This is a genomic window from Alienimonas sp. DA493 (assembly GCF_043951915.1).
Classification (GTDB): Bacteria; Planctomycetota; Planctomycetia; order Planctomycetales; family Planctomycetaceae; genus Alienimonas.
On record NZ_JBINJD010000073.1, the window covers coordinates 1 to 24,126 of the forward strand.

Here is a 24,126-nt window from a genome sequence, read left to right on the forward strand (position 1 = left end):
AGGGACGCTCCCTCACGGTCGCGGCTCCCTTTACGCGGCTTCCTTCACCCACGCCGTCTGCCACGGGCCAAGTTCGATCTGCTCGGCGAACTCTTCGCCCCCGATCAGGTCCGTGCCGCCCCGCCAGCCGGAGAGGTCCGAGAGGTCGGCCGTCATCGGGGCGCCGGTCAGATTCGTGAGGCAGGCGATACGCTCGGTCTCGTCTCGGTCGATCCGCACCAGCGCCACGAGGTCCGGGCCGAGGTCCAGGACCGTTTGACCGGCCTCCGGGTGGAACGCCGGTTCGGCCCGGCGAAGGTTGAGGAGCTTGATATACCCCTCGAACACCGCCGCGGCGGCGGGCGTTCTGAGGTGTTCGTCCAACTCCGTCCGGGCGAACTTGCGGCGATTTACGGTGCGGGCCCGGCCGGTTTGGGCGACGCCCTCCACCCAGTTCGGCGTGCCGACGAGGCTGTGAAAATAGATGCCGGGGATGCCTTTCAGCGCCAGCATGACCGCCTGCGAGGAGAGGAACCGGCGGACGTGGGCCTCCCGGGCCGCCTCGTCGTCCCCGGCGGACGGATCGCCGAGGGCGCTGAAGTAAGTGCAATTCAATTCGTACGGCGTTTTGCTGCCGTCCGGATTGGTGCGGCGGCTGACCTGCCCGCCGCGGGCCTCCACGGCGGCGACCAACCCGTCCAACCGCTCCGGCGGGGCGAGCCCCTCCAGCGGCCGCACGCCGACGCCGTCGTGACTGGCGGTAAAATTAAAGTAGGTCATCCCCGTACCCGGCTCGGACAGCCCCCGCAGCCAGGCGTTGAGGTACTGTCCGTCGCCGGTGGTCAACGCGTCGAGGAGCAACGGCGGCAGGCTAAAGTTATAAACGAGGTGCGCCTCGTCCCCGCCGCCGAAGTACGAAATGTTCTCCGCGTGGGGGACGTTCGTTTCGGAGAGGATCAGCGTTCCGGGGGCGACGGCGTCCAGCACTTCTCGCATCACCTTGAGAGCGGTGTGCGTCTCCGGCAGGTGGATGCAGGTGGTCCCCAGGCGCTTCCAGAGATAGGCAATCGCGTCCATCCGCAGGATGCGGGCGCCCCGGGCGGCGTAGCCGACGAGGACGTCCAGCATCTCCGTCAGCACCGCCGGTTCGGAGAAGTTCAGGTCGACCTGATCGGCGCTGAAGGTCGTCCAGACGTGCTTCGTGCCGGCCGCCGTCTCGAACGGGGTGAGCAGCGGGTGCGTGCGGGGCCGGGTGACCTCCTTGAGCCGCGGATCCTCCGGGTCGCCGACGATGAACCAGTCTTTATACGGCGCTTCCTGCTTGAGGAACGCCTTAAACCATGCGTTCTCCGCGGAGCAGTGGTTGAGGACGTAGTCGAAGGCCAGATCGAACTTCTCGCCCAGCGCCTCCACGTCGTCCCAGTCGCCGACGGCCGGATCGACGGCCCGGTAGTCGATCACGCTGAACCCGTCGTCGCTGCTGTACGGAAAATGCGGCAGCAGATGCACCCCGCTGAGCGGCCCGTTCAATTCATGATCCAACAGCCACTTCGTCTGGGCCGGCAGGGCGTGGCCTTCGCCGTCCGGGCGGACCATGTCGCCGTAGGTGATGAGGACCGCGTCCGTCTCGTCCCACAACTCGCCGTCTTTGTCCGGCAGGTCGTAGCGGTCGGCGATCGCTTCGACGCCGGCCAGCGCCTCCGGCGCCCGCTCGCCGTAAAGCGTGGCGAGCTTAGCGGTCAGGGAGTCGCGGACGGCGTCTGGAAGCGGCATGGGGGGATCTAAATCTCAAGAGACAAGAAACAAGATCCAAACGAGGGACGCGGCGCCGCCCCGGGATTTGGATCTTGTCTCTTGGAAATTGGTATTTTCCTACAACTCGTCGTCGCCGGTGAGGTTGGACACCAGGCTCCGCAGTTTGCGTCGCAGCACGTTGTAGCCGAAGAACCGCAGGGCCAGCCGATAATTGTGCTCGACCATCGCGTCGCGGTACTCCGCGTCGTCGATCACCCGGCGGACCTCGTCGGTGACGCTTTTGGTGAGGTAGCCGTCCATCGTGACGACCTCGAACCCCTTCGTTTCGATGTCCTGCCGGAAGATGCTGTAGCGGTTCACCAGCACCGGCTTGCGGAAATAAAACGCTTCCAGCAGGGCGTTGCCGAAGCCCTCGTACAGGGACGGGTAGGTGATAAAGTCCGCGTGGGGATAGGTGTCCCAGAGGGAATAAATCTTCCGGCCCTCGGCGTCGCTGTGGCGGGTCTCGCCGACGCGGGCGGCGACGAACCGCAGGTCGACGCCCTGGTGCTCCGCCATTTCGGCGAGGGCGTGCTGGTATTCGTTCCCCTCGTCGCCGCTCTCGTGGGTGATGACGAGTTTGCACCGCGGATCGCGGAGCTGGGCGACCATGCTGATGGCGTGCTCGATCCCCTTCCGCGGCACTACGCGGGTCGGCTGGAGGATGAGGATGTCGTCCGGGGCGACGCCGATCTCGCTGCGGAAGTCGGAGCTGTACAGGTCGCAGGTGTCCGGCGGCTCCTCGAAGTTCAACACGTTCGGCACGAGGATCGAACTGCACCCCGTCCGCCAGGCGAGGTCCTGCTGGGCCGGGGAGTTGATCGTGACGTGTTGGATGCTCGGCAGGTTCGGAGGGAAGGCCTGCTCCAGATAGTCGCCCACCGCGTTCACCATGAAGCGGTCCCGCTCCCAGTAGAAGTCGTGGTGATGGGCGATCGTGGGGAAGTTCGTCTCCGCGATGTACTGCGTGAGGGCCACCCCCAGCGGGATGTTCATCGGAATGCACAGGCAGTTCTGCGCGACGAGCACGTCGATCTCGAACTGCCGGACGAACTCCGCGATGCCGCTTTTCAGATGGTCCGCCAGCTCCGCAATGCGGCGGGTAATCTTGGGGCTGCGGGTGACGCGGCCGAAGACCTCCTCGTTGATCGCCAGAATCTCCGGGTGGCCGAAGTAGGCCTCCGGCACCACGCTGCTGATCGCCGGGTCGCGGTCGCTTTTCCCGCTGAACCAGAAGGAGGTGTCCTGGTTCTTCCAGAAGATCTGCGCCCACTTGGCGGCTTCGAGGCTGACGCCGTCGGTCCCGTGAAAGCGGGTGGAAACGAAGCCGATCCGGCGGCCGGGCATCTGGGTCACGTCGCGGGGGGGGCGAAGACCGGTCGCGGGCGCGGCGACCGATCGGCGGGCGGCCCGTCGGGCGGGCGGGGGCGCCGTTCTACCCGGCTTCCGACCCGGTTTCCACGGCCGGCGCGGACTCCAGCAGTTGCCGCAGGTCCGTCACAACGACCGTCGGCCGCGTGTCGGCGACCCGCTCGTCCCCCTCCCGCAGTCGCAGGCTGCGGGCGTCCCCGGCGAACAGGGCGGTGCGAAAGCCGACCTGCTGGGCCGGCGTGCAGTCGTTCAGCAGGTCGTTGCCGACGTACAGAACCTGCCCCGGGGCGATCCCGCGGGCGGCCAGCTTCTCCGCGGCGTACTCGTACAGGAACGTCCCCGGCTTGGCCCGCAGGTGGGCGTAGCTCCAGCTTCGCGCCTCCGGGTCGAACCCGAACCCCTCCAGCGTGTCGCCGAGGTGGGCCGGGAACAGGTGCGGCGTAAAGAACTGAGCGTTCGAGATGATCCCCAGCAGCGCCCCGCGGCCCCTCAGTTCCCGCAGCACGTCGGCGGCGTGCGGCATCGTCCAGGTGGGGTTCGTGCGGCATTCGTACTCAACCGCGAACCGCTCCAGCCGGGCGTCGTCCGGAGTCGGAGCCCCCAGATCGGCGAAAACGTCCCGCCAGACGGCCCGGATTTCGACCTCCGGGTAGTCCACCCCCTCGGCCTTCGCGGCGGCGTGACGCCGGGCGATGACGGCCTTGAGGGCCGCGACGCCCTCCTTCCCGTCCGCCGCCGGCAACCCAGCGGCGTCCAGCGCGGCGACGAAAGCCCCGGAGCGGTCCTCCGCGGCGTGGGTGCCGACGTCGCCGCTGTCGGAGATCACCAGCGTGCCGTACACGTCGAACAGCACGGCCCGCACGTCGGACAGCGGTTCGACCCGCGGCGGCGTGTCCGTCGGTCGCGGGTCGAGCGGCCGGGAGCGGTCGCGAATCAGTGCGGGGAAGTCGGGCATGCCGCCATCGTAGGGTCCGCTCCGCGGACCGTGCAGTTCAAGCGTCAGCCGGACGGACGGTCCGCACAGCGGCCCCTACCCCCGGATCAATCGGAACGATTTCAGATCGAGAAACGCCTCCAGCACGGCCCCCGGGCGCGGCGGCGGCGTCACCGGGCCGACGGTGGAGGCGAGCACGGCATCGTACGCCGCCGCCAGCCGGGCCCCGCTGCCGGCGAGACTGTAGCGGTCTCGGACCACCGCCGCGTTGTGCTCTACGACGCCGTCCCGCGGCAGACCGCTTTCCGGCTCCACGCTGAACACCTCCCCGCGGGCGGCCGGGTCGTCGGCGATGCGGCGGATCACGCCCATCTGCAGGTCCTCGTCCAGATCGGCGAAGTCGACCCGGTCGTCGGCCGTCTTCGCCGCCAGCGCCTCGGCGAACGCCGCCTCGTCCCACGGCCGGCGGTAGTCCGCCAACAGCTTCTCGCAGCCGGCCCGGAAGCGGTCGGCGAACCCGTCGGCCCACCCCAGCGGGACGGTGAGGGCGGAATACAGCCCCGGCAGTTCGAGGCCCTCCGCCCGGAAGTCCGCGGTGACGTGCGGCAGATCGCGGCCCAGCAGCGGCCGGTCCGCCAGCCAGCACTCGAGGAACGCCATCCCGAAGCCCTCCGCCACGCTGGTGGTCAGAACGGCGTCCGCGGCGGCGAGGTTCTCCCGAAAACTCGCCCCGCCCGTCTCCCCGGTACAGAACCAGACCGGCAGGTCCCGCTCCTCCACGAAGCCCCGCCAGCGGTCGTGGAACGCCAGTTCGACCGGATTGCGGGGCTCCAGCGTGATCCCCACCGCGGCGTCCGGCTCCAGCAGAGCGGTGAACACGGCTTCGCCGAGATTCTTCCGACGGATGCCGCGGACCGGATAGCAGAGGTACCGACGGTCCGTCGGAATGCGGCAGTTCCGCCGCAATTGCAATTTGCCGGTCGAACGGCTCACGCGCTGCGGAAACTCCGCGACCGGATTCGGCAGGAAGTGCAGCCGCTCCGCCGGCACGCCCAGGGACTCCAGCACCCCCCGGTCGCGGCCGTTCAGCACGGCGTAGTGGATGTGCGAGGCCTGCGGGTACAGGTTCGCGTCCTCCCCCAACGCCCCGACGAGGTGCAGATAATTGCCGGGGCGGAACTCCTCCGCGAAGTCGTGAATTTGCAGGAGGAACTTCCAGCCCCGCTCCGCCAGCCGCACGATCGCCCCCGGCGTGGAGGCGTTCTTGCCGAGCGAATGGTTGTGCAGATGCACGACCGTCGCCTCCCGCGTCGCCCCGTGGTCGCGGAGGGCCTGTTCGAGGCGGTCGGCCAGCCCGTCCGGGTCGGGGGCGGCGTCGGGGGCGAGCGCGTCGTATTCGAACCCGGCGACGACCGGCCGGGCGGTTTGCACGCCGGCGCTCTCCAGCTCCCCCGCGTGCGGCCCCCACGCCTCCGCCCGCCCGCCGGTCAGCAGCACGGCCGACGGCGGGCTCCCGTCCGCCGTCGCCGCGTGGGCGGCGAGGCCCAACAGATGATTCGCCACCACCCGCGTGACGCCGCCGCGGTTGAGGTGATAGTGCCCGATCGCCGCGATCGGCGGGCCTGCCGCGACGCCGCCCGAGCGTCCCGATCCCTCCGCGAAGTACGCGCTCAACCGACCGGGCAGCTCCGCGGCGAGGTCGTCGAGGATCGCCTGGTAAGTCTGCAGATCGTCCGCCGTCAGCCGCGGGGGTTCGGGATGCCGCAGTTCGATCGGCTCGGCAGAGCCGGCGACGAAGTCGCTCAGAGCGTCGGCGAAGGCGTCCCAGTTGGCGGCGTACATCGTCCGCAGCCCGGCCGCCTCGGCGAACTGCCGGAGGAAGCTCGTCTTGGTGCCGTCCCCCGGGGGCACGTCGACGGTGCGGGTCGGCTCAGTCACGACTTCACCACGTTGCGAAAGCTGTCGTAATGGTCCGGGGTGTACCAGACGTCCCCCCCCGCCCCGATCACCAGCCGCTGCGGGCCGGGGCCGTCCACGCCGGGCGTGGGGTGGACGTATTCCTTGTAATAGCCCGACGGGCGCCGCGGCAGGCGGCCCTCGCGGTTGCCGAAGGTCGTGCCGTCGTTGCGGTGGGGGAAGGACTCTCCGAGGGCGATCCGCGTCAGCGTCTCGGAGAGATCCACCTCCCCGCCCGGCGCCGCGGCGGGCACGGGGCGACCGAAGTTCCGCACCGTCACCTGTTCGACGTACGGGTCGATCGCCAGGGGGGCGCAGCGCGGCGGCGGCCGCACGTCGGTCGTCCGGCGGACCTCCGCGGCGGCGACCGTCGCGGCGTCGCCGCAGTTCGTCTTCACCCGCTCCCCCCCCCGCAGGCGCTCAGCCAGCACGAGGCCCTCGCCGTCGGTGCGGGTCAGCACGGCGCCCGGCTCCAGATCGACCGTCGCCTCGCCGGCGGCGGTGCGAAAGGACACGGTGACGACGGCGTACGTCCGGCCGGAATTTTCCGACGAACCCCGTGGCGACGCCCCCGACGCCGGGTCGGAGCGCCGCATCGACTCGGGATCGGGGCCGAAGTCGTCCGCGGCCGGCGGGGCGTCGGCCGGCGGGGCGGCGGGGTCGGCCTCCGGGTCGAACTCGTCGGCGGGACGGCCCCGCGGATCGTCCGCGTCGTCAAAGTCCGCGACGACCGTCCCGCGGCCGGGACCGGGCGCCGGGCCGTCCAGCAGGTAGCGGTCGGCGAGATAGACGATCCCCGCCAGCAATGCGAGCAGCACCCAGCCCCGCACCCCGAGCCGCGCCAGGTGTCGGATCGCGTCCAGCGTGGCCGGCGAGGCGGCGGGCGGCTTGCGGTCCTGGTTCATGCGACGTCCTGAGGAAACGCACCCGGGGGCGGCAGTCTAACGGACGCCCCCGCGGCGGGCGGCCCGTGGGCGGGCAGCCCGTGGGCGGAGGCCCCGCTCACCCGCCGAGGCCGAATTTCTCGCGGTAGCTCTCGAGCGTGTTGATCGGCGGGCGTTCGAACTCCTCGATTTGATACTCGACCTGCTCGAACCGGCCGTCCTCCACGCGGTGCTGCCGCATGATCTTTTCCAACTCGCCTTTCAACTCGATCCGTTCGTGACTGCTCAGGCGATTAAAGAAAGTGCGGAGGATGCCGAAGGCCATGCGGCCCAGGGCGATCGTCTCCTGGTTGCGGTGCACGCGGGTGTCGAGGTCCGTCTGGGCGAACGCGGACAGGCCCATATCGTTGTAGATATCGAGCAGCATCGCCGTTTCCACGCCGTAGCCGACGGGGAACGGGATCTTTTCCAGCACGCTCCGCCGGCCGGCGTACTCGCCGGAGAGCGGCTGAATGATCGCCGCCAGTTCGGGATAAAAGAGGCTGAACAGCGGCCGCACGAGGATCTCCGTCACCCGGCCGCCGCCGGTGGGCCGCAGGCCCTGGCTGAAGGCCAGCGGGCGGTCGTAGAAGGCTTTGACGTAGTGCACGTCCGGGTTTTCGATCAGCGGGCCGAGCAGCCCGTAGACGAACCGCGGATGGATGTTCGCGATATCGCTGTCGACGTAGCAGATAATATCGCCCTCCAGCAGATAGAGGGCCTTCCAAAGGTTCTCCCCCTTGCCCCTGCGGTCGCCGGCCTCGGTGAGGTGTTCGCTGGCGAGGTAGACGTCCGCCCCGAAGGCGGCGGCGATCTCGCGGGTGTCGTCGGTGGACCCGCTGTCGATCACCGCGATCTCGTCCAGCAGGGGATAATGGTCCATCAACGCCGACTTTAACAGGACCACCTCCTTGCCGATCGTCGCCCCCTCGTTCAGCGTGGGCAGGCAGAGGCTGATCTTGAGGTTCTGCTCCTCCTTTTTGGCGACCATCTTTTTGAGGTCCCAGAAGGCGGAGTGATGATAGGTCCGCTCGCGGAGCCACTGCTCGGCGTTCATGCTGCGTCTTTCGTTCATAACGCCGAGGCCCCGCGGGGCCTCGGCGTTACGGGTGGAGAAGTGAATTAGGTGGCGACCGGGGCGTCGGCGTCGCCGCGGTCGAGGGCGAGCAGCAGACCGACCAATTGGGCCATGCCGCGCATGACCGGCTCGATCATCACGTAATCGATCTGGTCGTGGTGCTTGGAGCCCTCGCTGATGCCGAGGGTCACGGCGGGGATGTCGCGGGCGATGAACTCGCTCAGTTCGCTGGGACTGTGCCCCTGGTCCGGCTCGATACCGAGCCCCTCCATCACCTGCACGCAGGCGCGAATCAGCGGGTGGCTGAACCGCAGGCCGCCGGCGGTGCGGCGGAAGAACACGTCCAACTCCGCGTCGACGGCGTGGCGGGCGCTCATTTCGGAGACGATATCTTCGATTTGCTCCGTCACGCGGCCGATCATCTCGTCGCTGTGACTGTTAATTTCGAACCCGAGCACCGCTTTATCGGGATCGACGTCGTAACTTTTGCCCGCCCGGACCCGGGCGATGCGGATCTTGGTGAACGGCCGCGTGGGCGTTTCGATCGCGAGGATGCGGTTGATGATATAATTCAGCACCACGATGGCGCTCTCGGAGCCGTACGAACGGCTCTCCACCGGCCGCACCCGGCAGGAGATGTCGCCGCGGATCGTACCGATGCTGAAGTAGTTCAACCGGCCCAGCGGCACGCCCTCCACGCAAATGCCGTAGTCGTAGGGCCGGTGGGCGTGGTCGAGGAAGAACTTCAACCCGGCGTGGTCGCCGCGGTCGAGGCTCTTCACGCTGCCGAGCAGTTGCAGGTTGCAGTCGAGTTGGACGTTCAGCTTTTGCAGAACGGTGGGCAGCATTGTCAGGGCGGCGGCCCCGAGGGAGTTGTCGGAGATCCCCGGCCCCTCGATGCGGTCCGCCAGCACGGTCGCGTTATGGTCGACGGTCTCGGGGACGATCGTGTCCAGGTGGGCGACCAGCAGCACGGTGCGGTCGCCGACACGACCGGGCAGGAAGCCGACGGCGTTGCCGGCCTCGTCCGGGCCGGCCTCCGGCAGGCCGCTCTCGGCGAAGCGGTCCATCATGTACTGGACCCGCAGTTCTTCCCGGCCGGTGGGGGCGGGCGTCTGGCCGATCATCACCAGGTTCGCCAGCATCTCCTCCCGCAGCGGGGCCAGCAGATCGGGCAGATCCGCCAGCAGGCCGACGGGGTCGGCGTTTCCGAGGCCGTTCCCGCCGGCGCCGCCCGTCGCCCCCTCGACCGTGCCGGTGACGGGGTAGACCCCCGGTTTGCTGCCCGCCGCTCGCATCTGTCGCCTCGTCCGGTGTCGTGTCGGTGAGAGAGGATGGTACCCGGGACGGCCGCCGGCGGCGAAGCGGCCGCGGCGGGGTTCCCCCGGCGGGGCGATCCCCCGCGGCCCTCTCCGGTCAAACCGGTTCGATCACCACCGCCGGCCCCAGCTGCGGGAGGGGCACGATCTTCGCTTCCAGCGAGACCGTCTCCACCACCGCCACGCTGGGCGTGCGGCTGACCCAGCCGCCGCACTCCCCCGGGTTCACCAGCAGCCGCCCCGCGGAGTCCTTGGCCACCGCGTGCCGGTGCGTGTGGGCGTAGACGACCACCTGCGGGCCGCCCTCCTCCGGCGGCGGGCACTCCCGCAACGCGGTCTTGGCCTCGCTCAGTTGATGGCAGAGCAGGAACCGCGTGCCGTCCGGCGCCGTGACGCACAGCGGCGGCTCGCCGACCGGACCGACGATCTTCATGCCCCCCGCGATCCCGGTCCGGTTGCCGTCGTTGTCGCCCCAGCAGGCGACCAGTGGGCAGTTCAGCTTGCGCAACGGCGGAACCACCAGCGGGCTGACGAGGTCCCCGGCGAACAGCACGAGCCCGACCCCGGTCTCGTTGAAGAACCGCACGGTGCGGCGGACGTTGTCCGCGTGATCGTGGGCGTCGGCGAAGATCCCGACCAGCATAAAGCGTGGGGAGGAGGAATGAGGGAGGGGGAAGGAGGGGCGGAACGGCTTGCCGTCGGATTCCGCGGGGGGCAGTGTAGTTCGATGTCCGATCCCATTTCGCCCCCGTCGCGCAGTTCCGCGGGCGGAGGGCCGTCCGCCCTCTCGCCCCCCCCCCCCTTCCCCCCTCCCTCCTCCCCCGCGGAGGCGTGGCGGGTCGGTTCGCTGATCCTCATCGCCCTCTCGCTCGGCCTGCACGTGGCGGCGCTGGTGCGGGCGGAGCCGCTGCGGAGCGCCAACGACCGCAGCCGCTGGGCGACGGTGCGGGCGCTGACGGAGCGGGGCGACTTCCGCATCGACCCCTACGAGTTCCAGCCCGGCTGGAGCACGATCGATCAGGTGCAGGTGAACGGGCACCTGTACTCCACCAAGCCGGCCCCGCTGCCGATCGTCGCCGCGGCGATCTCCCTGCCAGTGGAGTCCGTCACCGGGTGGAATCTCGCGAAGCATCCGGGCCCGCACACCCGCTGGGTGCTGCTGTTCCTGAACCTCGTGCCGTTCGCCGCGGCCCTGTGGGCGGTGCGTGGTCTGCTGACGGACCTGGCCGCCACGGACCTCGCCCGCTTTCTGGCGCTGGGGACGCTGGGGTTCGCGACGGCGGTCAGCGCCTTTCTGCCGGTGTTCAACAATCACACGATCGGGGCGTGCTGCTGCGCGCTGGCGGCGGTCCCGCTGATCCGCATCCGCCGGGGCGCCCGGGACGGCTGGCGGTTCGCCGCGGCGGGGTTCTTCGCGGCGCTGACGGTCTGCAACGAACTCCCGGCGGGATTGCTGGGGCTGACGGCGTTCGCCGTCTGCGTCACGGCGGATTGGAAACACACCTTCGCCTGGTTCGCCCCGGCGGCGGCCGTCCCCCTCTTGCTGTTCGCGGCGGCGACGGTCTGGCAGACGGGGTCGCTCCAGCCGTTCTATATGACCTACGGCACGGAGACCTATGAATTCGTCCGCCACGGTCGACCAAGTTATTGGATGAACCCCACCGGCCTCGACGCCGCCCGCGACGGGTTCTGGACGTACCTCTTCCACTGCACCTTCGGCCATCACGGGCTGTTCTCGCTGACCCCGATCTGGCTACTGGCCGTTTGGGCCTGGGTTCGCGGGGGCGTCGCGTGGGCGACGAACGGGAAGGGCGAACGCCACCCGCTGGCCGCCTTCGCCGCGGCGACGGGGCTGCTGAGCGCGGCGATCCTCGCGTTCTATCTGACCCGCACGGAAAACTATAATTACGGCGGCCGTTCCGTGGCGCTGCGGTGGATGATCTGGTTGGCGCCGCTGTGGGCGATCTCGCTGGCGCCGCTGGCGGACGGGCTGGGCCGCCGCCGCTGGTTCGCCCCGCTGGCCGCCGTGTTGCTGGCCCTCTCCGTGACGAGCGCTTGGCTGGACAGCCCCGACCCGTGGCAGGACCCGTGGCTGATGCGGGCGCTGGAGCACCGCGGCTGGATCGATTACGCCCTCGCCGAATCGTGGCGACCGGAGTCCAACATTTGTGTGCGGGGGAACTTCGGGCAGGGATCGTCCGGGTGAACTGCGACCCGACGCTGCGGACGCTCGCCCGGTCCGAGGACGCCCGCGGAGCGCCGGACCCCGGCGTCCCGGACCCTGACCGACCAGGACGGCTCTGCGGACAGCGCCGATCCCGCCGGCCGTGTGGCGATCCGCCGCCCCGCCGCGAACCTGTGGGCGTTGCCGACGGTCCGAGAAGCGCTTACCGTGTCTCCCCGCCGCCCGGCCGCCCCGCGAGCCCCGTCTCGCGACTTCCCCGGCCGTCGGCCCCGAAGGCGTAGCTCAGTTGGTAGAGCAACGGACTTTTAATCCGTAGGTCCAGGGTTCGAGCCCCTGCGCCTTCACTTCGGAAAGACTTTGCAAACCGGTCGCGGCGGCGGTCCGCCGGTGGCCGGTCGGTTCTGGGGGAACGCAGCCCCCGTCGGGCGGGACTCAACGCCCGAACAGCTCAATTTCCGTGACCGTCACCGTCGTCCCGGCGGTTCGCGGCGTCAGCGCTACGCGGAACGTCTCCGCCGGGCGGGCCGCGGCGAGTTCGATCGTCCGCCGCCGCACGGCGCCGCCGACCTCTGCCAGACCCGCCGTGACCCGGTCCGACGCGGCCTCGAGCGGTTCGTCGTCCGGGCCGGCGGTCAATGTGACGTCGATCGGTTCGTCGGTTCCGAACCCGATCCGACACCGCACGACCTCGCGGGGTTGGGCGAAGGCGAACTCGACCGTCCACGGGCCGTCGCCGGACAAGGTCTGAGCGGTCGCGTCGCTGCCGTCGTTGAGGACCGTCGTCGTCCGCGGCGGCTCGCCCGGCACGGTCGCCGTCGCGTCCGCCGACAGCGTCAGGGCGAAGGGGAGCCCGTCGCTTTGCTGCTGGAGGTTGAAGTAGTGGTCGGCTCGAACGAACTCGATCCGGCCGTCGGATTCGGCCTCCAACTCCTCGGCGATCGCCTCCAGCCGGTCCGGCCGGAGCGACTGCCAGACGTTCATCTGGAACGCCAGGAACGTCGGCCGCTCCCCGTTCCAGCGCCGCAGCCGGCGGCGGAGAGAGGATCGGAAGTGCTCCTCGGTCGTGCAGTAGGGCACGACGAGGCGTTCGAATCGCACCCGTTCGTCCACGATGCTGGAGGCGACGCCGGGATCGTCCCGGAAATTCTGCACCGTGGCGCCGAAGAGGTGCCGGCATTCGTCGGCGTAGATCGCCCGCTGGTCGGCCGTCAGGTCGTCCCAGATCGTCGCCACCCGCAGGCCGGCGGCCCGCAGGTAGCGGTCGGTTTGCCGGGCGTACTCTCGCAGCGGCTCGTCCCGCTCCAGGGCCCGGCCGAGCGGCGCCCCCGGTTCCCGCAGGGTGTTCACCGGCATCAGGTAGCCCAGCCCCGAGGGGCCGGTCACGAAGCAGTCGGCCGGGGTCGCCGTGCGGTAGTAGTAGTTCAGCAGGCCGGGGCCGAGGTCCACCAGGGCCGGGGAGATCGTCCAGTTCAGCGGCACCTCGCCCCGCCCCGCCGCGGTCCGATCCCACAGCCGGCGCATCGCGTGCTGGTTGTACTGCACGTTGTCGCCGTCGCTGATGAACAGGGCGACGTACGCCTTGTTCTCCAGCGTCGGCAGCCGGGGGACCGGGGGGACGGCGATCTTCCGCGACGTGCCGGCGAAGACGCTGCCGCTCACGTAGAAGTCCGACGGCACGGTTCCGATGCCGAACTCCGAGGCGGTCGTCACCCCTGACCGCTCCGAGGCGTGCCAGCCGAGGAGCAGCCCCCGGCCGGCCGGCATGTCGGCGAGGAATTTCTTGAACAGGGCCCGCTCCTCGGGGATCCGAGCGTCCAGCCAGACCGTCGCGGCCCGCACCGCGGTCGTGACGTCCCGGGCGTGGTCGAGGTCCCCGCGGCGGGTGGGTCGGGCGCTCAGCAGAATTCGCTTCTCGCACCGCGGCCAGTAGGTCTCGTACAGGTGCTCGTAAATCGCGACCGGGCCGGTCATCTCCAGCGGCCGCAGGTCGGCCCGCACCGGCCAGGACAGGCCCTCCGCGGCGAGCTCCTCGTAAAGTTCCGTGGAGAGGGGGAGCGCGTTCTCGAGCGCCGCGACCGTCCCGGCCAGGTTCCGGTAGTGGTCGCTCCGCGTCGGGTCGTACAGCACGACGCCCTCCGCCTCGTCGGCGTATTTCCGGAGCAGGTCGAGGCGCTGGTCCCGCGAATAGAGGGTGCGGGGGCCGAGACCGACCGTTTCCGCCCACGTGTCGCGGCCCTCCTCCGCCCGGGCGTCGAGCAGCAGGAGGCGGGGACGTTTGCGGTTCACCAGCCCCTGCAGGGAGGAGAACAGCAGGCGCTCGTCCGGCCGGAGAGCCTGCCGCTCGATCGCGTCGACCGTCTCCGCCGGCCGTTCGAACCGGGGGAGGGCCTGCCCCTCCGGCCAGCGAACCTCCGCCGCGAGCCGGCCGGGGGCGAACGCCCCGAGCGCCGCCGCGCCGCAGGAGACGAGCAGAACGCGACGGAAGGCGGACGACTTCTTCATCGATGACGACATTCGGGGACGCGGCGCCGCGACCGTACACGCACGGCCCGACCGCCCCGACCATAGCGGCCGGCCTGCAAACGAAAACCGCCCGCCCCGGCGGGAGCCGGGACGGGCGGGGCGTGAGGTCGTCCGTGACGAAAACGCGTCGTCCGTGACGTGAGGCCTCAGGGAGCTGCGGCTCAGGTGGCGTAGGCGGTCATGCCGTGCTCGGAGATGTCCAGGCCGCGTTCTTCGTCCTCGGCGCTGACCCGCAGGAAGCCGATCATCTTCAGGATGAAGAACAGGACGAACATCGTCGTGAAGGCCCACACCGCGTAGACGACCAGGCCGGTCAGCTGGGCGCCCCAGGTGCCGACGCCCTCGTCGTAGGTGGCGAAGATGGGGATCGCCAGGAGGCCCCACATGCCGCAGACGCCGTGCACCGGGAAGGCGCCGACCGGGTCGTCGATCTTCACTTTGTCCATGGCGATGATGGAGGCGACGATCAGGGCGCCGGCGACGGCGCCGATGATCAGGGCGGACCAGTTGGAGACGCCGTCGCAGTTGGCGGTGATGCCGACCAGGCCGCCGAGCATGCCGTTCAGGCCCATCGAGAGATCCGGTTTGCCGAACAGGCCCCAGCTGAGCAGGGTCGCGATCACAGCGCCGGAGCCGGCGGCCAGCAGGGTATTCACGGCGATGGTCACCACGGCGGTGGCGTTGGCGTCGCCGTAGATCGCCAGCTGCGAGCCGGGGTTAAAGCCGAACCAGCCGATCAGCAGGATGAACGTGCCCAGGGTGGCCAGCGGCAGGCTGTGGCCCGGGGAGGCCACCGGCTTGCCGTCCGGCGTGTAGCGGCCCAGACGGGGACCGAGGACGATCGCCCCGGCCAGCGCCGCGAAGCCGCCGACCATGTGCACCACGCCGCAGCCGGCGAAATCGTAGAAGCCCATGTCGTCCAGGAACCCGCCGCCCCACTTCCAGTAGCCGCTGATCGGGTAGACGAGGCCGGTGAGCACCCCGGAGTACACCAGGTAGGCGCCGAACTTCATCCGGCCGGCCACGGCGCCGGCGACGATGGTCGCGGCGGTGGCGGCGAAGGCGACCTGGAAGAAGAAGTCGACCTGCGGGTGGTAGGAGCCGGCGCCCAGGGAGCCGTCCCACTCGTGGATGCCGGGATTGATCTCGCCGAGGTAGTTGTCCGCGATCGGCTCGCCGGCGGGGTACATCAGGTGGTACCCGATGAAAAAGTACAGGCACACGCCGACCGCGAGGTCCAGGGCGTTCTTGAACAGGATGTTCACCGTGTGCTTCGACGGGCAGAAGCCGGCGACGACCATGGCGAACCCGGCCTGCATGAACAGCACGAGGACCGCACAGATGAACAACAGGAAGTTGTTGAGCGTGTAGCCGAGTTGGGCGTCGACGTCTTCGATCGACGCGACGATCGGGGGATCGGCTTCCTCGGTGGGTTCGACGGCCGCGTCGTCGGCGGGCGCTTCCAGATCCGTCTCGGCCGCCGGGAGGGCGGGATCGGCGGCTTCCATGTCGTCCTGGCCGTACGCCGTGGGCGTGCCCAGGGCCAGCAGGGCGGCGAACAGGAGCGGGAGCCAGGCTCCCGGGCGTGTGGTGAGAAGTGACGTCATCGCAGGTCGGAGCGAGCGGCGGGGAGAGAGGCGGGAAGAGCAGGAGCGGCTTCGGCAGATTGCGTCCGGCGCCGCTCTAGCGGGCTTGATTGTGTAACGGGATCGCACAACAGGCGAGCGGAACACCACGCCTTTCGCCCGGGATTCCCCCAAAATCCCGCCCTCCACCCCGCATTTCGGGGGTCCGAACAGGAATTTCGCACACCCTCCAGGCATCGATGCACAGAAACCATGCACCTCTGACTGCCACGCCTGAGGCAGGGTGCCTGCTGACTGCGCAAACAGAAACGCCGCCGTCCGCCCGAGGGCGAACGACGGCGTTTCCTGGCCGCCGACTGACGGGTCCGTCCTGGACTCCGCCGCCTCGGCCCGAAGGCGTTGGCGGCGGGGTTTCAGCCGGTCGGGATGTAGGGGCCGTGGCTTGTGAGCGTTCCCCTCGGGGAGGGGTCGGCTCTGTAGGAGAGGTATCGGTCGGCCGGCGACGCGAACTTGAGCGTCGCCGGCCGTCGATCTCCGTTTCTCTCCGCCTTGACGTCGTCCTGTCCTCAAAAGGCCCGAGGCGCGAGCGCCGGGCTCCGAAGCCGTACTCCCGGGCAAACCCGGGGGCGGGCTCAGAAGGTCAGGATCGCGTCCACGCCGAAGATGCCGCCTTCCTCGACGTCGCCGCCGAAGAAGTTGTTCAGGGCGCCGTCGCTGCCTTCGAACTGGTAGCGGTACTCCGGCCGAATCACGAGGTTGGCCGTCGGGCGATAGTTCACGCCGCCGGTGAGCTCGTAGATGTCGGCTTCGCCGGTGTTGAACCATTCGGCCCGACCGCCGACCGCCCAGCAGTCGTTGATCGTGTAGAACAGGTACTGGTTGATGCCGTAGAACCGGGTCACGTCGGTCGTGAAGTCGGTTTCGTTCGGCGTGCCGACGAAGTTGTCCGGGAGCGTGGAGGAGTTCTCGACGTCCAGGTAGTCGCTCTGGAACACGTAGTTCCAGCTGTCGTTGATCTGCCAGTCGGCGACGATGCTGTGGCTGTAGCCGTCGCCGATGGCGCCGAGGTCGCCGGCGGTGGTGATGTAGGTCACCGTCAGGTTGTCGGTCAGGGCCACGCTGGCGCCGCCGAGGTAGTTGGAGCCTTCGCCGCCGTTGGGGCGATCGAACTGCTCGAAGCCGGTGTCCCAGCCGAAGGTGTACCCGTTGTACAGGGTGACGTCGTCGGACGCGGCGTAGGTCGTCAGCACGCCGGTGTGCGTGAACGCCTCCGCGTTGTACATCGTGAACGCGTGGCTGTAGAAGAAGTTATCCGGAGCGGTAACGACTTCGTAGCCGAGCAGCGTGTAGAAGTGACCGGCGATCACGCTGAAGTCGCCGTAGGCGGCCTCGGCGTAGAGCTGCGGCAGAGCGAAGCCGTAGGCCCCGTGATCCCAGCCGTTATCGAAGTCGTAGGTCCCCGGGGGGTTCCCGAAGGCCTGCGTATCGTCGGCGTCCAGGCCGTACATGAAGTCGGCACGGTAACCGAAGTCCAGGCCGTTGGAGCCGTCGGCGACGTCTTCGATGAAGACCCAGCTCTGGTGGTTGGCGAACTCGTGCGGCCGGTTGTTGAACTGGCCGGTGGAGCCGTCGTGGTAGCCGAACTGGACCCAGCCGCCGATGACCGGGCCGGCGGCGGCGGCGCCGGCGCCGCAGGCGCCGTCGCAGCCGCCGACGCAACCGGAATCGCAGACGGTGTCGCAGCTGTCGTCGTGCAGGCAGCCGCCCAGGTCGAGGCAGCTCAGATCGAGGCAGTCGGCCAGGGCCCACGGCGCGCCGAGGTTGCAGCAACCGGTGTCGCAGCCGTCGCAGCCGTCGTCGCAGCAGCCGAGGACGGAGCCGCACCCGGTGGCGCATTCCGTCAGGGAGTTGTAGTCCGTGGTGCAGCCGGCCGGGGCGTAGCAGCCCGGGTCGCAGGCGGCCCCGCTGGGGGCGGCGCAGGCCGGATCGCAGCCGGGGGCGGCGCAGACCGGCGCGCAGTCCTGGGCCATCGCGGAGGTGGTGCCGGACAGCAGCAGGCCGAATCCGCCGGCCCACGCCCACCGGCGACCGGCCCGCCAAAGGGCGGTGTCGCTAAGGCGCAACATAAAAGACTCCTGGGAGTTGAAGGGTCGTCCGTGACCGCCGACGGCCTCCGTGACCGTCAGCGTTCCCGAGGTCGCACGAGTGCGGGGCGACGAGCGGGACTGGGGGGCCGGCCGCCCGCACGCCTTGGCGCGGGTTGTGCGGGCGTTCCCCCGCGTTCGGTATCGGCGCCGCGTCGTACGGATTTCAGGCCCGCTCCGCGCAGAAGGGATCGAAAACCCCATTTTTCCGGCTTCTCCGCCACACCCGCACCTTCCGCGCACGAATCAACCGCCCTCCGGTCGCCGCCCGGTTGCCGCACCTGGCCGCACGCCCTCCCCCGTCGTGGCGCCGGGGGATCCCTGAGGACCGCGGGCGGCCCGTCCCGTCAGATTTCCAGCGCGGCGACGAATTTGGCCGGCTCGAAGACCGCCAGATCGTCCAGCCCCTCGCCCAGTCCCACGAACTTCACCGGGATGTCCATCCGGCGGCGGATCGGAATGACCACGCCCCCTTTGGCGCTGCCGTCCAGTTTGCTCAGCAGGATGCCGGTGCAGCCGGCGGCGTCGGAGAATTTCTCCGCCTGACTGAGCCCGTTCTGCCCGGTGGTGGCGTCGATCACCAGCAGGCTCTCGTGCGGCGCCCCCTCGATCTGCTTGCCGACGACCCGGCGGATCTTCGCCAGCTCGTTCATCAGGTTCGTTTGCGTCTGGAGCCGGCCGGCGGTGTCGAGGATCAGCACGTCCGCCCCCAGCTCCTTCGCCCGCACGGCGCCCCGGTGGGCGACGCTGGCGGGGTCGCTGTTCATCTCCCCGGTGACGATCTCGCAGCCGATCCGGCCGGCCCAGGTCGTCAGCTGTTCCACCGCCGCGGCCCGGAAGGTGTCGCCGGCGGCCAGCACGACCGTCTGCCCGGCGTCCGTGAGCAGCTTGGCCAGCTTGGCGATCGAGGTGGTCTTGCCGACCCCGTTCACGCCGGACACCAGCACCACCGTCGGCCCGTCCGAATTGAGGTTGAGCCGGGCCAGCGGGTCCGCGGACTCTGCCTCAACGTCCGCGGCGCCCGCCGGCGGGCCTTCGCCGCCGGTCAGCAGGTCGCGGAGCTTGTCGTTGACGGTCTCCGCGACCGCCTCCGGGTCCACCGTGCGGCCGAGGAACTTCTTCCGCAGCTCCCCGACGATCTCGTCGGCGGCCTCCACGCCCATGTCGCTGCGGACCAGCCGGCCCTCGAACTCCTCCAGCATCTCCTCGTCGAGGATCTGCCCGGCCTTGAACAGGTCCCGCACGTCGGTGTTGAGCACCCGGCGGGTCTTCTGCAGACCAGATTTGAACTTGTCGAACAGGGCCATGGAGGTCGTGGAGATGGACGTGCCGGGGCGAGCGACGCTTGCGGCTTCGCGGGGACCGATCATTCTCCGGCCCCGCGAAACCGCAAGCGGTCAGCCTCGATTCGACAACGCCCGCAGGCGAGCTTTCGCCTCGTCCCAATTCCCGGCGCCGCTCGGGTCGAACCGGTTCACCTCTTCACTGCGCCGCACGACGGCCCGCAGGTCGGCGAGGGAATCGATCCCCGCCGCGGCGCTGCGGGCCTGCATCAGCACGTTGCCCAGCGCCGTCGCCTCGACCGGCCCGGCCAAGACCGGTACGCCGCAGGCGTCGGCGGTGAGCTGGTTCAGCAGGGCATTGCGGCTTCCCCCGCCGACCACGTGCACGACCGTCGGCCGCTCCCCGGTGAGGTCCGCCAGCGTGTCCAGCACCGCGGCGTACCGCAGGGCGAGGCTGTCCAGGCAGCACCGCACCAGCGCCGCGACGTCCCCCGGCTCCGGCTGGCCAGTCTCCCGACAGTAGGCGACGATCTCCGCGGCCATGTCGTCCGGGGCGAGGAACCGGGCGTCGTCCGGGTCGATCAGGCTGACCAGCCCCTCGGCCTCGCCGGCCCGCCGGGTGAGTTCGGCGTAGTCCAGCTCCTCCCCGCCGCGGGCGAAGCTGCGTCGCACCCCCTGGACGAGCCACAGGCCCATCACGTTCTTCAACAGGCGGTTCGTCCCGTCGACGCCGCCCTCGTTGGTCACGTTCGCCGCCAGCGCCGCCTCGCCCAGCACGGGGGCCTGCGTCTCGACGCCCACCAGCGACCAGGTGCCGCTGGAGATGTAGGCCCAGTCCGCGTGCCCGGTGCGGTCGGTGGGAATCGCGGCGACGGCGCTGGCGGTGTCGTGCGTGGCCGGGGCGACGACCTTCACGCTCTCCGGCAGGCCGGTCCGCTGGGCGAGCGACGGGAACAGCGCCCCCAACTCCGTCCCCGGCGACACGACCGGGCCGAACAGGCCGTCCGGCAGGTCCAGCCGGGCGATCAGTTCGCGGTTCCAATCGCGGGCGTTCGGGTCGACGAGCTGCGTGGTGGTTGCGTTGGTGAACTCGACCGCCTCCGACCCGCACAGGCAGCGGTGGAAGTAGTCCGGCATCAGCAGCACGCGCTTCGCCGCCGACAGCAACTCCGGGTGATCCCGCCGCGTCGCCCGGAGTTGATACAGGCTGTTGAACGGCAGGAACTGAATGCCGGTGCCGGCGAACACCTCCTCCCGCGGCACGGCGGCGAAGGCTTCCTCGAACCCGCCGGCGGTGCGGTCGTCCCGGTAGTTCCAGGGCAGGCCGAGCAGTTCGCCGGTCTCGCTCAGCAGGACGTGGTCCACGCCCCAGGTGTCCACGCCCACGCTGACGACCTCGGCGCTGTAGCGGGTGCCGGCCCGGGCGAGGCCCGCCTCGATCTCCCGCCACAGGGCCGTCACGTCCCACCGCAGCGACGGCGCCCCGTCCGGTCCGGGCATGGAAACCGGCCCGTTGGGGAAGCGATGCACCTCTTCCAGCGCGACCGTCGGCCCGTCGGCCCCCTCGGCGGCGGGCACGATCCGACCGGCGATCACGCGACCGCTCTCGGCGCCCAGGTCGACGGCGAGGAAGACGGGGTCGGACATCGGCGGCGCTCCCGGAGGCGGACGGGCGGGGTGAGAAACGGGCGAGGGCGGAATAGGGGTCGGCCCGGTGAGGCCGACGCCGCCCGGTTCTACACTCCTGACTCAAACAAGTCTTTTCCGCCCCGTTCTCCCCGAACCGCACCCCACCGCGATGAGCGACCACGTCTACAAGAAGCTCGAACTCGTCGGCTCCTCCGAGAAAAGCATTGAGGACGCCGTCCGCAACGCCGTCGCCACCGCGGGCGAGAGCGTCCAGCAGATGCGCTGGCTCGAAGTCACGGAGACCCGCGGCCACATCGAGGACGGCGAGCTGAAGCACTGGCAGGTCACGGTGAAGATCGGCTTCACCATCGACCGCAGCCGCTGAGCCCAACCCGTCGGCGGGAATCGCGGGGAGCCGCATGGGGAGATGCCGGGGGCAGCGGGGCCGGCTAAGATGACCCCGCCCGTGCTCCCCCCGCATCCGCCTCGCCCGTGCCCCGAGACCCCGCGGTTCCCCCGACGGACCCCGCCGTCGACCCGGTCACGCCGTACCCGGTCTATCTGAACCGGCGTCGGCTGATCCGCGCCGGAGCCCTGGCGGGCAGCGCCCTGCTGACCGGCGGCGCCTACCGCGTGCTAACCGACGACGGGGCCGGCGCCGGGGCGGAGACCGAGGTCCTGACCGGTCTCTCCCGCCCGCAACGCCCGCCGGCCGACCCCGGCGCCCCCGCCGACGGCGACGCGCCGGACGGCGCCGCCCCGGCGGAGGAGCTCCCCGAGGAACCCGTCGGCCTCACCGAGGCCGAGCGGGCCGAACGCGGCTTCACCGTGGACGAACCGCTTACGGAGCAGGTCGCCGCGCTGAATTACAATAACTTCTACGAGTTCACGACCGATAAAACCGGCGTCGCGGCCCTCGCCTCGGACTTCGAGACCGACGGCTGGACGCTGGAGGTCGGCGGGCTGGTTGAGAAGCCGCAGACCTTTACCCTGCCGCAACTCAAGGCCCTCGCCCCGCTGGAGGAACGCGTCTACCGCATGCGGTGCGTCGAGGCGTGGAGCATGGTCCTGCCCTGGGCCGGCATCCAACTCTCCGCCCTGCTGGACGCCGTGCGGCCGACCTCGGCGGCGAAGTACGTCGCCTTCCAAACGCTTTACGCCCCGGAGCGGATGCCCGGTCAACGCCGGGCCGTGCTGGATTGGCCGTACGTGGAAGGCCTGACGCTGCCGGAGGCCCAGCACCCCCTCACCCTGTTGGCCCTCGGCCTGTACGGCCGGGAACTAGCCCCGCAGAACGGCGCCCCGGTGCGGTTGGTCGTGCCCTGGAAGTACGGGTTCAAGGGCATCAAATCGATCGTCAAAATCGCCCTGACGGACACTCAGCCGCTCTGCACGTGGAACGAGGCGGCGCCCAGCGAATACGGCTTCTACGCCAACGTGAACCCCAACGTGGACCACCCCCGCTGGAGCCAGGCCACGGAGCGCCGCATCGGCGTGCCCGGCCGCCGGCCGACGCTGATGTTCAACGGCTACGAGGAGCAGGTCGCCCACCTGTACGACGGCCTCGACCTGGCGAAGAATTTTTAAGGGAATCGTTTTGAGCGCCGCGTCCCCGTCCCTCGCCCCGGCCCGATCGCGGGCCTCGGCGACCGATCGCCCGTTGTTCGACGCCTCCTTTTGGCGGTGGGCGGCGATCGTCAACGGCGGCGTGCCGCTCGCCCTGCTGGCGTGGGACGCCTGGCGGGGCACGCTCGGCCCGGACCCGGTGGACGCGGCGATCCGCACCACGGGGTTGGCCTCGGTCACGTTTCTCGTGCTGACGCTCGCCGTCACCCCGATCCGCCTGCTGACCGGCTGGACCGACGTCTTAGCGACGCGGCGGGCGCTGGGGCTGTACGCCTTCGCCTACGCCGTCGCCCACCTCGTCGTCTATATCGTCTGGGAGCAGGCGGGCTCGTTACGGCGGGTGGGGGAGGAGATCGCCGCCCGCAGCTATCTGCAGATTGGACTGGCGGCGTTGCTGGCGATGGCCCCGCTGGCGGCGACCTCCTTCGATTCGCTGGTCCGCCGCCTGGGGGCCTGGTGGAAGCGGCTGCACCGCTTGATTTACGTCGCCGCGGCGCTCGCCGTGGTGCACTTCTATATGCAGGTCAAAAGCGACGTGCGGCTGCCGTTGATCTACGGCGCCGTAACCGCCGGGCTCATCGGCTTCCGGGCGGCGAAGCACTACCGCGACCTCCGCATCGCCGCCCGCCGAGCGCCCGCCGCCCCCGCTGCGAAGCCGACCTTCTGGCGCGGTCAATTGAAGGTGGCCCGAATCTTCGAAGAGACGCCGGACGTCAAAACCTATCGTCTGGTGAGCCCCGTCGGCGGGGACCTGCCGTTCGACTACGCCGCGGGGCAGTACCTCGCCGTCTCCCTGCCGATCGAGACGGAGAACGGCCCCGCCACCGTGAAGCGGTCCTACACGCTCTCCTCCGCCCCCACCCGGCGGGGGTACTGCGAGATCACGGTCAAGCGCGACCCGGAGGGCCTCGGCTCCCGGGCCATGCACGACAGCGTCTCGGAGGGCGATCTGCTGACCGTCGCCGGTCCGGCCGGCCGGTTCACCTTCAACGGGAACGGGGAGCCGAGCGGGACGGCGGAGGGGGTCGTGCTGATCGCCGGCGGCGTGGGGCTGACGCCGATCCTTTCGATCCTGCGTTCGCTCACGGACCGTTCCTGGCCAGGGAGCATTTATGTGGTGAACGTGCAGAAGACGCGGGCCGACCTGATCGCCGGGGCGGAGCTGCGGTCGCTGGCGGCCCGATTCCCGAACGTGCACCTGCTCACCGCCCTGACCCGCGAGGACGCCGCGGCGGACGGCTCCCACCTCTCCGGCCGGCTGACGGCGGAGCGGCTGGCAGGCTTCGTGCCGAACCTGAAGGACCTGCCGGTGTACCTCTGCGGCTCGGAGCCGATGATGCAGGCCACCCGCGGCCTGCTGAAATCGCTGGGCGTGCCGGCGGAGCGGATCGCCACCGAGGAGTTCACCGCCGGCCCCCCGCCGCAAGGCCTCAGCGACGCGGAGGCGGAGGTCCCCGCGGTCGTTCCCGCCGCGGCGATCGCCTTCGCCAAGACCGGCCGGTCGGTCACCGTGCCGGGCGAGACGACGGTGCTGGAGGCCGCCGAGCAGGTCGGCGTCCCCATGCCCCACGAGTGCCGCTCCGGCCTGTGCGGGCAATGCAAAGTGCGGCTGACGGACGGCGCCGTGACGATGGAGAGCCGCGAGGCCCTGTCGGCGAAGGAGGAAGCGGCCGGGTACGTCCTCGCCTGCCAGTCCCGAGCGACGACGGACGCCCTCACGGTCGAGGCGTAGAACCGCATAGGCACGATGAGCCCGGAGCGCAAGCTCCGGCCGTGCGACTCGCGCCGGCTGCGCC

General features: G+C 70.0%; 17 protein-coding genes and 1 tRNA gene. 5 read left to right on the forward strand and 13 right to left on the reverse strand.

Going from position 1 to position 24,126, the window contains the following annotated elements:
• Positions 1-30 precede the first annotated feature (30 nt).
• The 8 genes from ACG2DA_RS12505 to ACG2DA_RS12540 all read right to left on the reverse strand — a co-directional run bounded on the left by ACG2DA_RS12505 (position 31) and on the right by ACG2DA_RS12540 (position 9,997).
• A complete protein-coding gene (locus ACG2DA_RS12505; RefSeq protein ID WP_395256035.1) occupies positions 31-1,752 on the reverse strand; it encodes an alpha-amylase family glycosyl hydrolase in 1,722 nt (573 codons plus the stop codon).
• Between the two features lie 99 nt (positions 1,753-1,851).
• Complete coding sequence (locus ACG2DA_RS12510; protein WP_395256036.1) at positions 1,852-3,120, reverse strand: glycosyltransferase; 1,269 nt, start codon at positions 3,118-3,120, stop codon at positions 1,852-1,854.
• Between the two features lie 88 nt (positions 3,121-3,208).
• Positions 3,209-4,099 carry an HAD family hydrolase gene (locus ACG2DA_RS12515; protein WP_395256037.1) on the reverse strand — a complete coding sequence of 297 codons (891 nt, stop codon included), beginning with the start codon at positions 4,097-4,099 and terminating at the stop codon, positions 3,209-3,211.
• 75 nt (positions 4,100-4,174) lie between these two features.
• Positions 4,175-6,016, reverse strand: a complete 1,842-nt coding sequence (locus ACG2DA_RS12520; protein WP_395256038.1) for a barstar family protein — start codon at positions 6,014-6,016, stop codon at positions 4,175-4,177.
• Positions 6,013-6,939 (reverse strand): ribonuclease domain-containing protein, encoded by a 927-nt coding sequence (locus ACG2DA_RS12525; RefSeq protein WP_395256039.1) that lies wholly within the window; start codon positions 6,937-6,939, stop codon positions 6,013-6,015. Before ACG2DA_RS12525 ends, ACG2DA_RS12520 begins: the two co-directional genes overlap by 4 nt.
• Before the next feature lie 97 nt (positions 6,940-7,036).
• A complete protein-coding gene (locus tag ACG2DA_RS12530) occupies positions 7,037-8,014 on the reverse strand; it encodes a glucosyl-3-phosphoglycerate synthase (RefSeq protein ID WP_395256040.1) in 978 nt (325 codons plus the stop codon).
• A 65-nt stretch (positions 8,015-8,079) separates the two neighbouring features.
• Positions 8,080-9,333 carry a M28 family peptidase gene (locus ACG2DA_RS12535; protein WP_395256041.1) on the reverse strand — a complete coding sequence of 418 codons (1,254 nt, stop codon included), beginning with the start codon at positions 9,331-9,333 and terminating at the stop codon, positions 8,080-8,082.
• Between the two features lie 118 nt (positions 9,334-9,451).
• Entirely contained in the window at positions 9,452-9,997 is a 546-nt protein-coding gene (locus ACG2DA_RS12540; RefSeq protein WP_395256042.1) for a YfcE family phosphodiesterase, read from the reverse strand.
• A gap of 84 nt (positions 9,998-10,081) precedes the next feature.
• Between ACG2DA_RS12540 and ACG2DA_RS12545 the strand changes: the two genes are divergently transcribed.
• On the forward strand, positions 10,082-11,560 hold the full coding sequence (locus ACG2DA_RS12545; RefSeq protein WP_395256043.1) for a hypothetical protein: 1,479 nt from the start codon (positions 10,082-10,084) through the stop codon (positions 11,558-11,560).
• A gap of 250 nt (positions 11,561-11,810) precedes the next feature.
• Positions 11,811-11,883 (forward strand) — tRNA-Lys (locus ACG2DA_RS12550).
• An 88-nt stretch (positions 11,884-11,971) separates the two neighbouring features.
• Here ACG2DA_RS12550 and ACG2DA_RS12555 read toward each other — a convergent pair.
• From ACG2DA_RS12555 to ACG2DA_RS12575, 5 genes are all read right to left on the reverse strand, one after another.
• The gene (locus ACG2DA_RS12555; RefSeq protein WP_395256044.1) at positions 11,972-14,041 is read right to left on the reverse strand and encodes a protein containing Coagulation factor 5/8 type; all 2,070 of its coding nucleotides are present in this window, start codon (positions 14,039-14,041) and stop codon (positions 11,972-11,974) included.
• A gap of 182 nt (positions 14,042-14,223) precedes the next feature.
• Entirely contained in the window at positions 14,224-15,570 is a 1,347-nt protein-coding gene (locus tag ACG2DA_RS12560; protein ID WP_395256052.1) for an ammonium transporter, read from the reverse strand.
• A 710-nt stretch (positions 15,571-16,280) separates the two neighbouring features.
• Positions 16,281-17,774 (reverse strand): outer membrane beta-barrel protein, encoded by a 1,494-nt coding sequence (locus ACG2DA_RS12565; RefSeq protein ID WP_395256045.1) that lies wholly within the window; start codon positions 17,772-17,774, stop codon positions 16,281-16,283.
• 365 nt (positions 17,775-18,139) lie between these two features.
• The gene (ftsY, locus tag ACG2DA_RS12570) at positions 18,140-19,099 is read right to left on the reverse strand and encodes a signal recognition particle-docking protein FtsY (RefSeq protein WP_395256047.1); all 960 of its coding nucleotides are present in this window, start codon (positions 19,097-19,099) and stop codon (positions 18,140-18,142) included.
• 90 nt (positions 19,100-19,189) lie between these two features.
• Positions 19,190-20,722: a rhamnulokinase family protein gene (locus ACG2DA_RS12575; RefSeq protein WP_395256048.1), complete on the reverse strand. Its 1,533-nt coding sequence runs from the start codon at positions 20,720-20,722 to the stop codon at positions 19,190-19,192.
• A 151-nt stretch (positions 20,723-20,873) separates the two neighbouring features.
• Here ACG2DA_RS12575 and ACG2DA_RS12580 point away from each other — a divergent pair, with 151 nt between their 5' ends.
• The 3 genes from ACG2DA_RS12580 to ACG2DA_RS12590 all read left to right on the forward strand — a co-directional run bounded on the left by ACG2DA_RS12580 (position 20,874) and on the right by ACG2DA_RS12590 (position 24,062).
• Positions 20,874-21,089, forward strand: a complete 216-nt coding sequence (locus ACG2DA_RS12580) for a dodecin (protein ID WP_395256049.1) — start codon at positions 20,874-20,876, stop codon at positions 21,087-21,089.
• 107 nt (positions 21,090-21,196) lie between these two features.
• Positions 21,197-22,291, forward strand: coding sequence for a protein-methionine-sulfoxide reductase catalytic subunit MsrP (msrP, locus tag ACG2DA_RS12585; RefSeq protein WP_395256050.1), 1,095 nt, complete (start codon positions 21,197-21,199; stop codon positions 22,289-22,291).
• Positions 22,292-22,364: 73 nt separating this feature from the next.
• Positions 22,365-24,062: a 2Fe-2S iron-sulfur cluster-binding protein gene (locus ACG2DA_RS12590; protein WP_395256051.1), complete on the forward strand. Its 1,698-nt coding sequence runs from the start codon at positions 22,365-22,367 to the stop codon at positions 24,060-24,062.
• Positions 24,063-24,126 lie beyond the last annotated feature (64 nt).

What these genes read in the sequence shown, in the direction of transcription:
- ACG2DA_RS12545 (WP_395256043.1), top strand. Translation starts at nt 10,082, where the DNA reads ATGTCCGATCCCATTTCGCCCCCGTCGCGCAGTTCCGCGGGCGGAGGG.
- ACG2DA_RS12575 (WP_395256048.1), bottom strand. Translation starts at nt 20,722, where the DNA reads ATGTCCGACCCCGTCTTCCTCGCCGTCGACCTGGGCGCCGAGAGCGGT.
- ACG2DA_RS12525 (WP_395256039.1), bottom strand. Translation starts at nt 6,939, where the DNA reads ATGAACCAGGACCGCAAGCCGCCCGCCGCCTCGCCGGCCACGCTGGAC.
- ACG2DA_RS12535 (WP_395256041.1), bottom strand. Translation starts at nt 9,333, where the DNA reads ATGCGAGCGGCGGGCAGCAAACCGGGGGTCTACCCCGTCACCGGCACG.
- ftsY (WP_395256047.1), bottom strand. Translation starts at nt 19,099, where the DNA reads ATGGCCCTGTTCGACAAGTTCAAATCTGGTCTGCAGAAGACCCGCCGG.
- ACG2DA_RS12510 (WP_395256036.1), bottom strand. Translation starts at nt 3,120, where the DNA reads ATGCCCGGCCGCCGGATCGGCTTCGTTTCCACCCGCTTTCACGGGACC.
- ACG2DA_RS12540 (WP_395256042.1), bottom strand. Translation starts at nt 9,997, where the DNA reads ATGCTGGTCGGGATCTTCGCCGACGCCCACGATCACGCGGACAACGTC.
- ACG2DA_RS12530 (WP_395256040.1), bottom strand. Translation starts at nt 8,014, where the DNA reads ATGAACGCCGAGCAGTGGCTCCGCGAGCGGACCTATCATCACTCCGCC.
- ACG2DA_RS12565 (WP_395256045.1), bottom strand. Translation starts at nt 17,774, where the DNA reads ATGTTGCGCCTTAGCGACACCGCCCTTTGGCGGGCCGGTCGCCGGTGG.
- ACG2DA_RS12505 (WP_395256035.1), bottom strand. Translation starts at nt 1,752, where the DNA reads ATGCCGCTTCCAGACGCCGTCCGCGACTCCCTGACCGCTAAGCTCGCC.
- ACG2DA_RS12580 (WP_395256049.1), top strand. Translation starts at nt 20,874, where the DNA reads ATGAGCGACCACGTCTACAAGAAGCTCGAACTCGTCGGCTCCTCCGAG.
- ACG2DA_RS12515 (WP_395256037.1), bottom strand. Translation starts at nt 4,099, where the DNA reads ATGCCCGACTTCCCCGCACTGATTCGCGACCGCTCCCGGCCGCTCGAC.
- ACG2DA_RS12555 (WP_395256044.1), bottom strand. Translation starts at nt 14,041, where the DNA reads ATGAAGAAGTCGTCCGCCTTCCGTCGCGTTCTGCTCGTCTCCTGCGGC.
- ACG2DA_RS12560 (WP_395256052.1), bottom strand. Translation starts at nt 15,570, where the DNA reads ATGGAAGCCGCCGATCCCGCCCTCCCGGCGGCCGAGACGGATCTGGAA.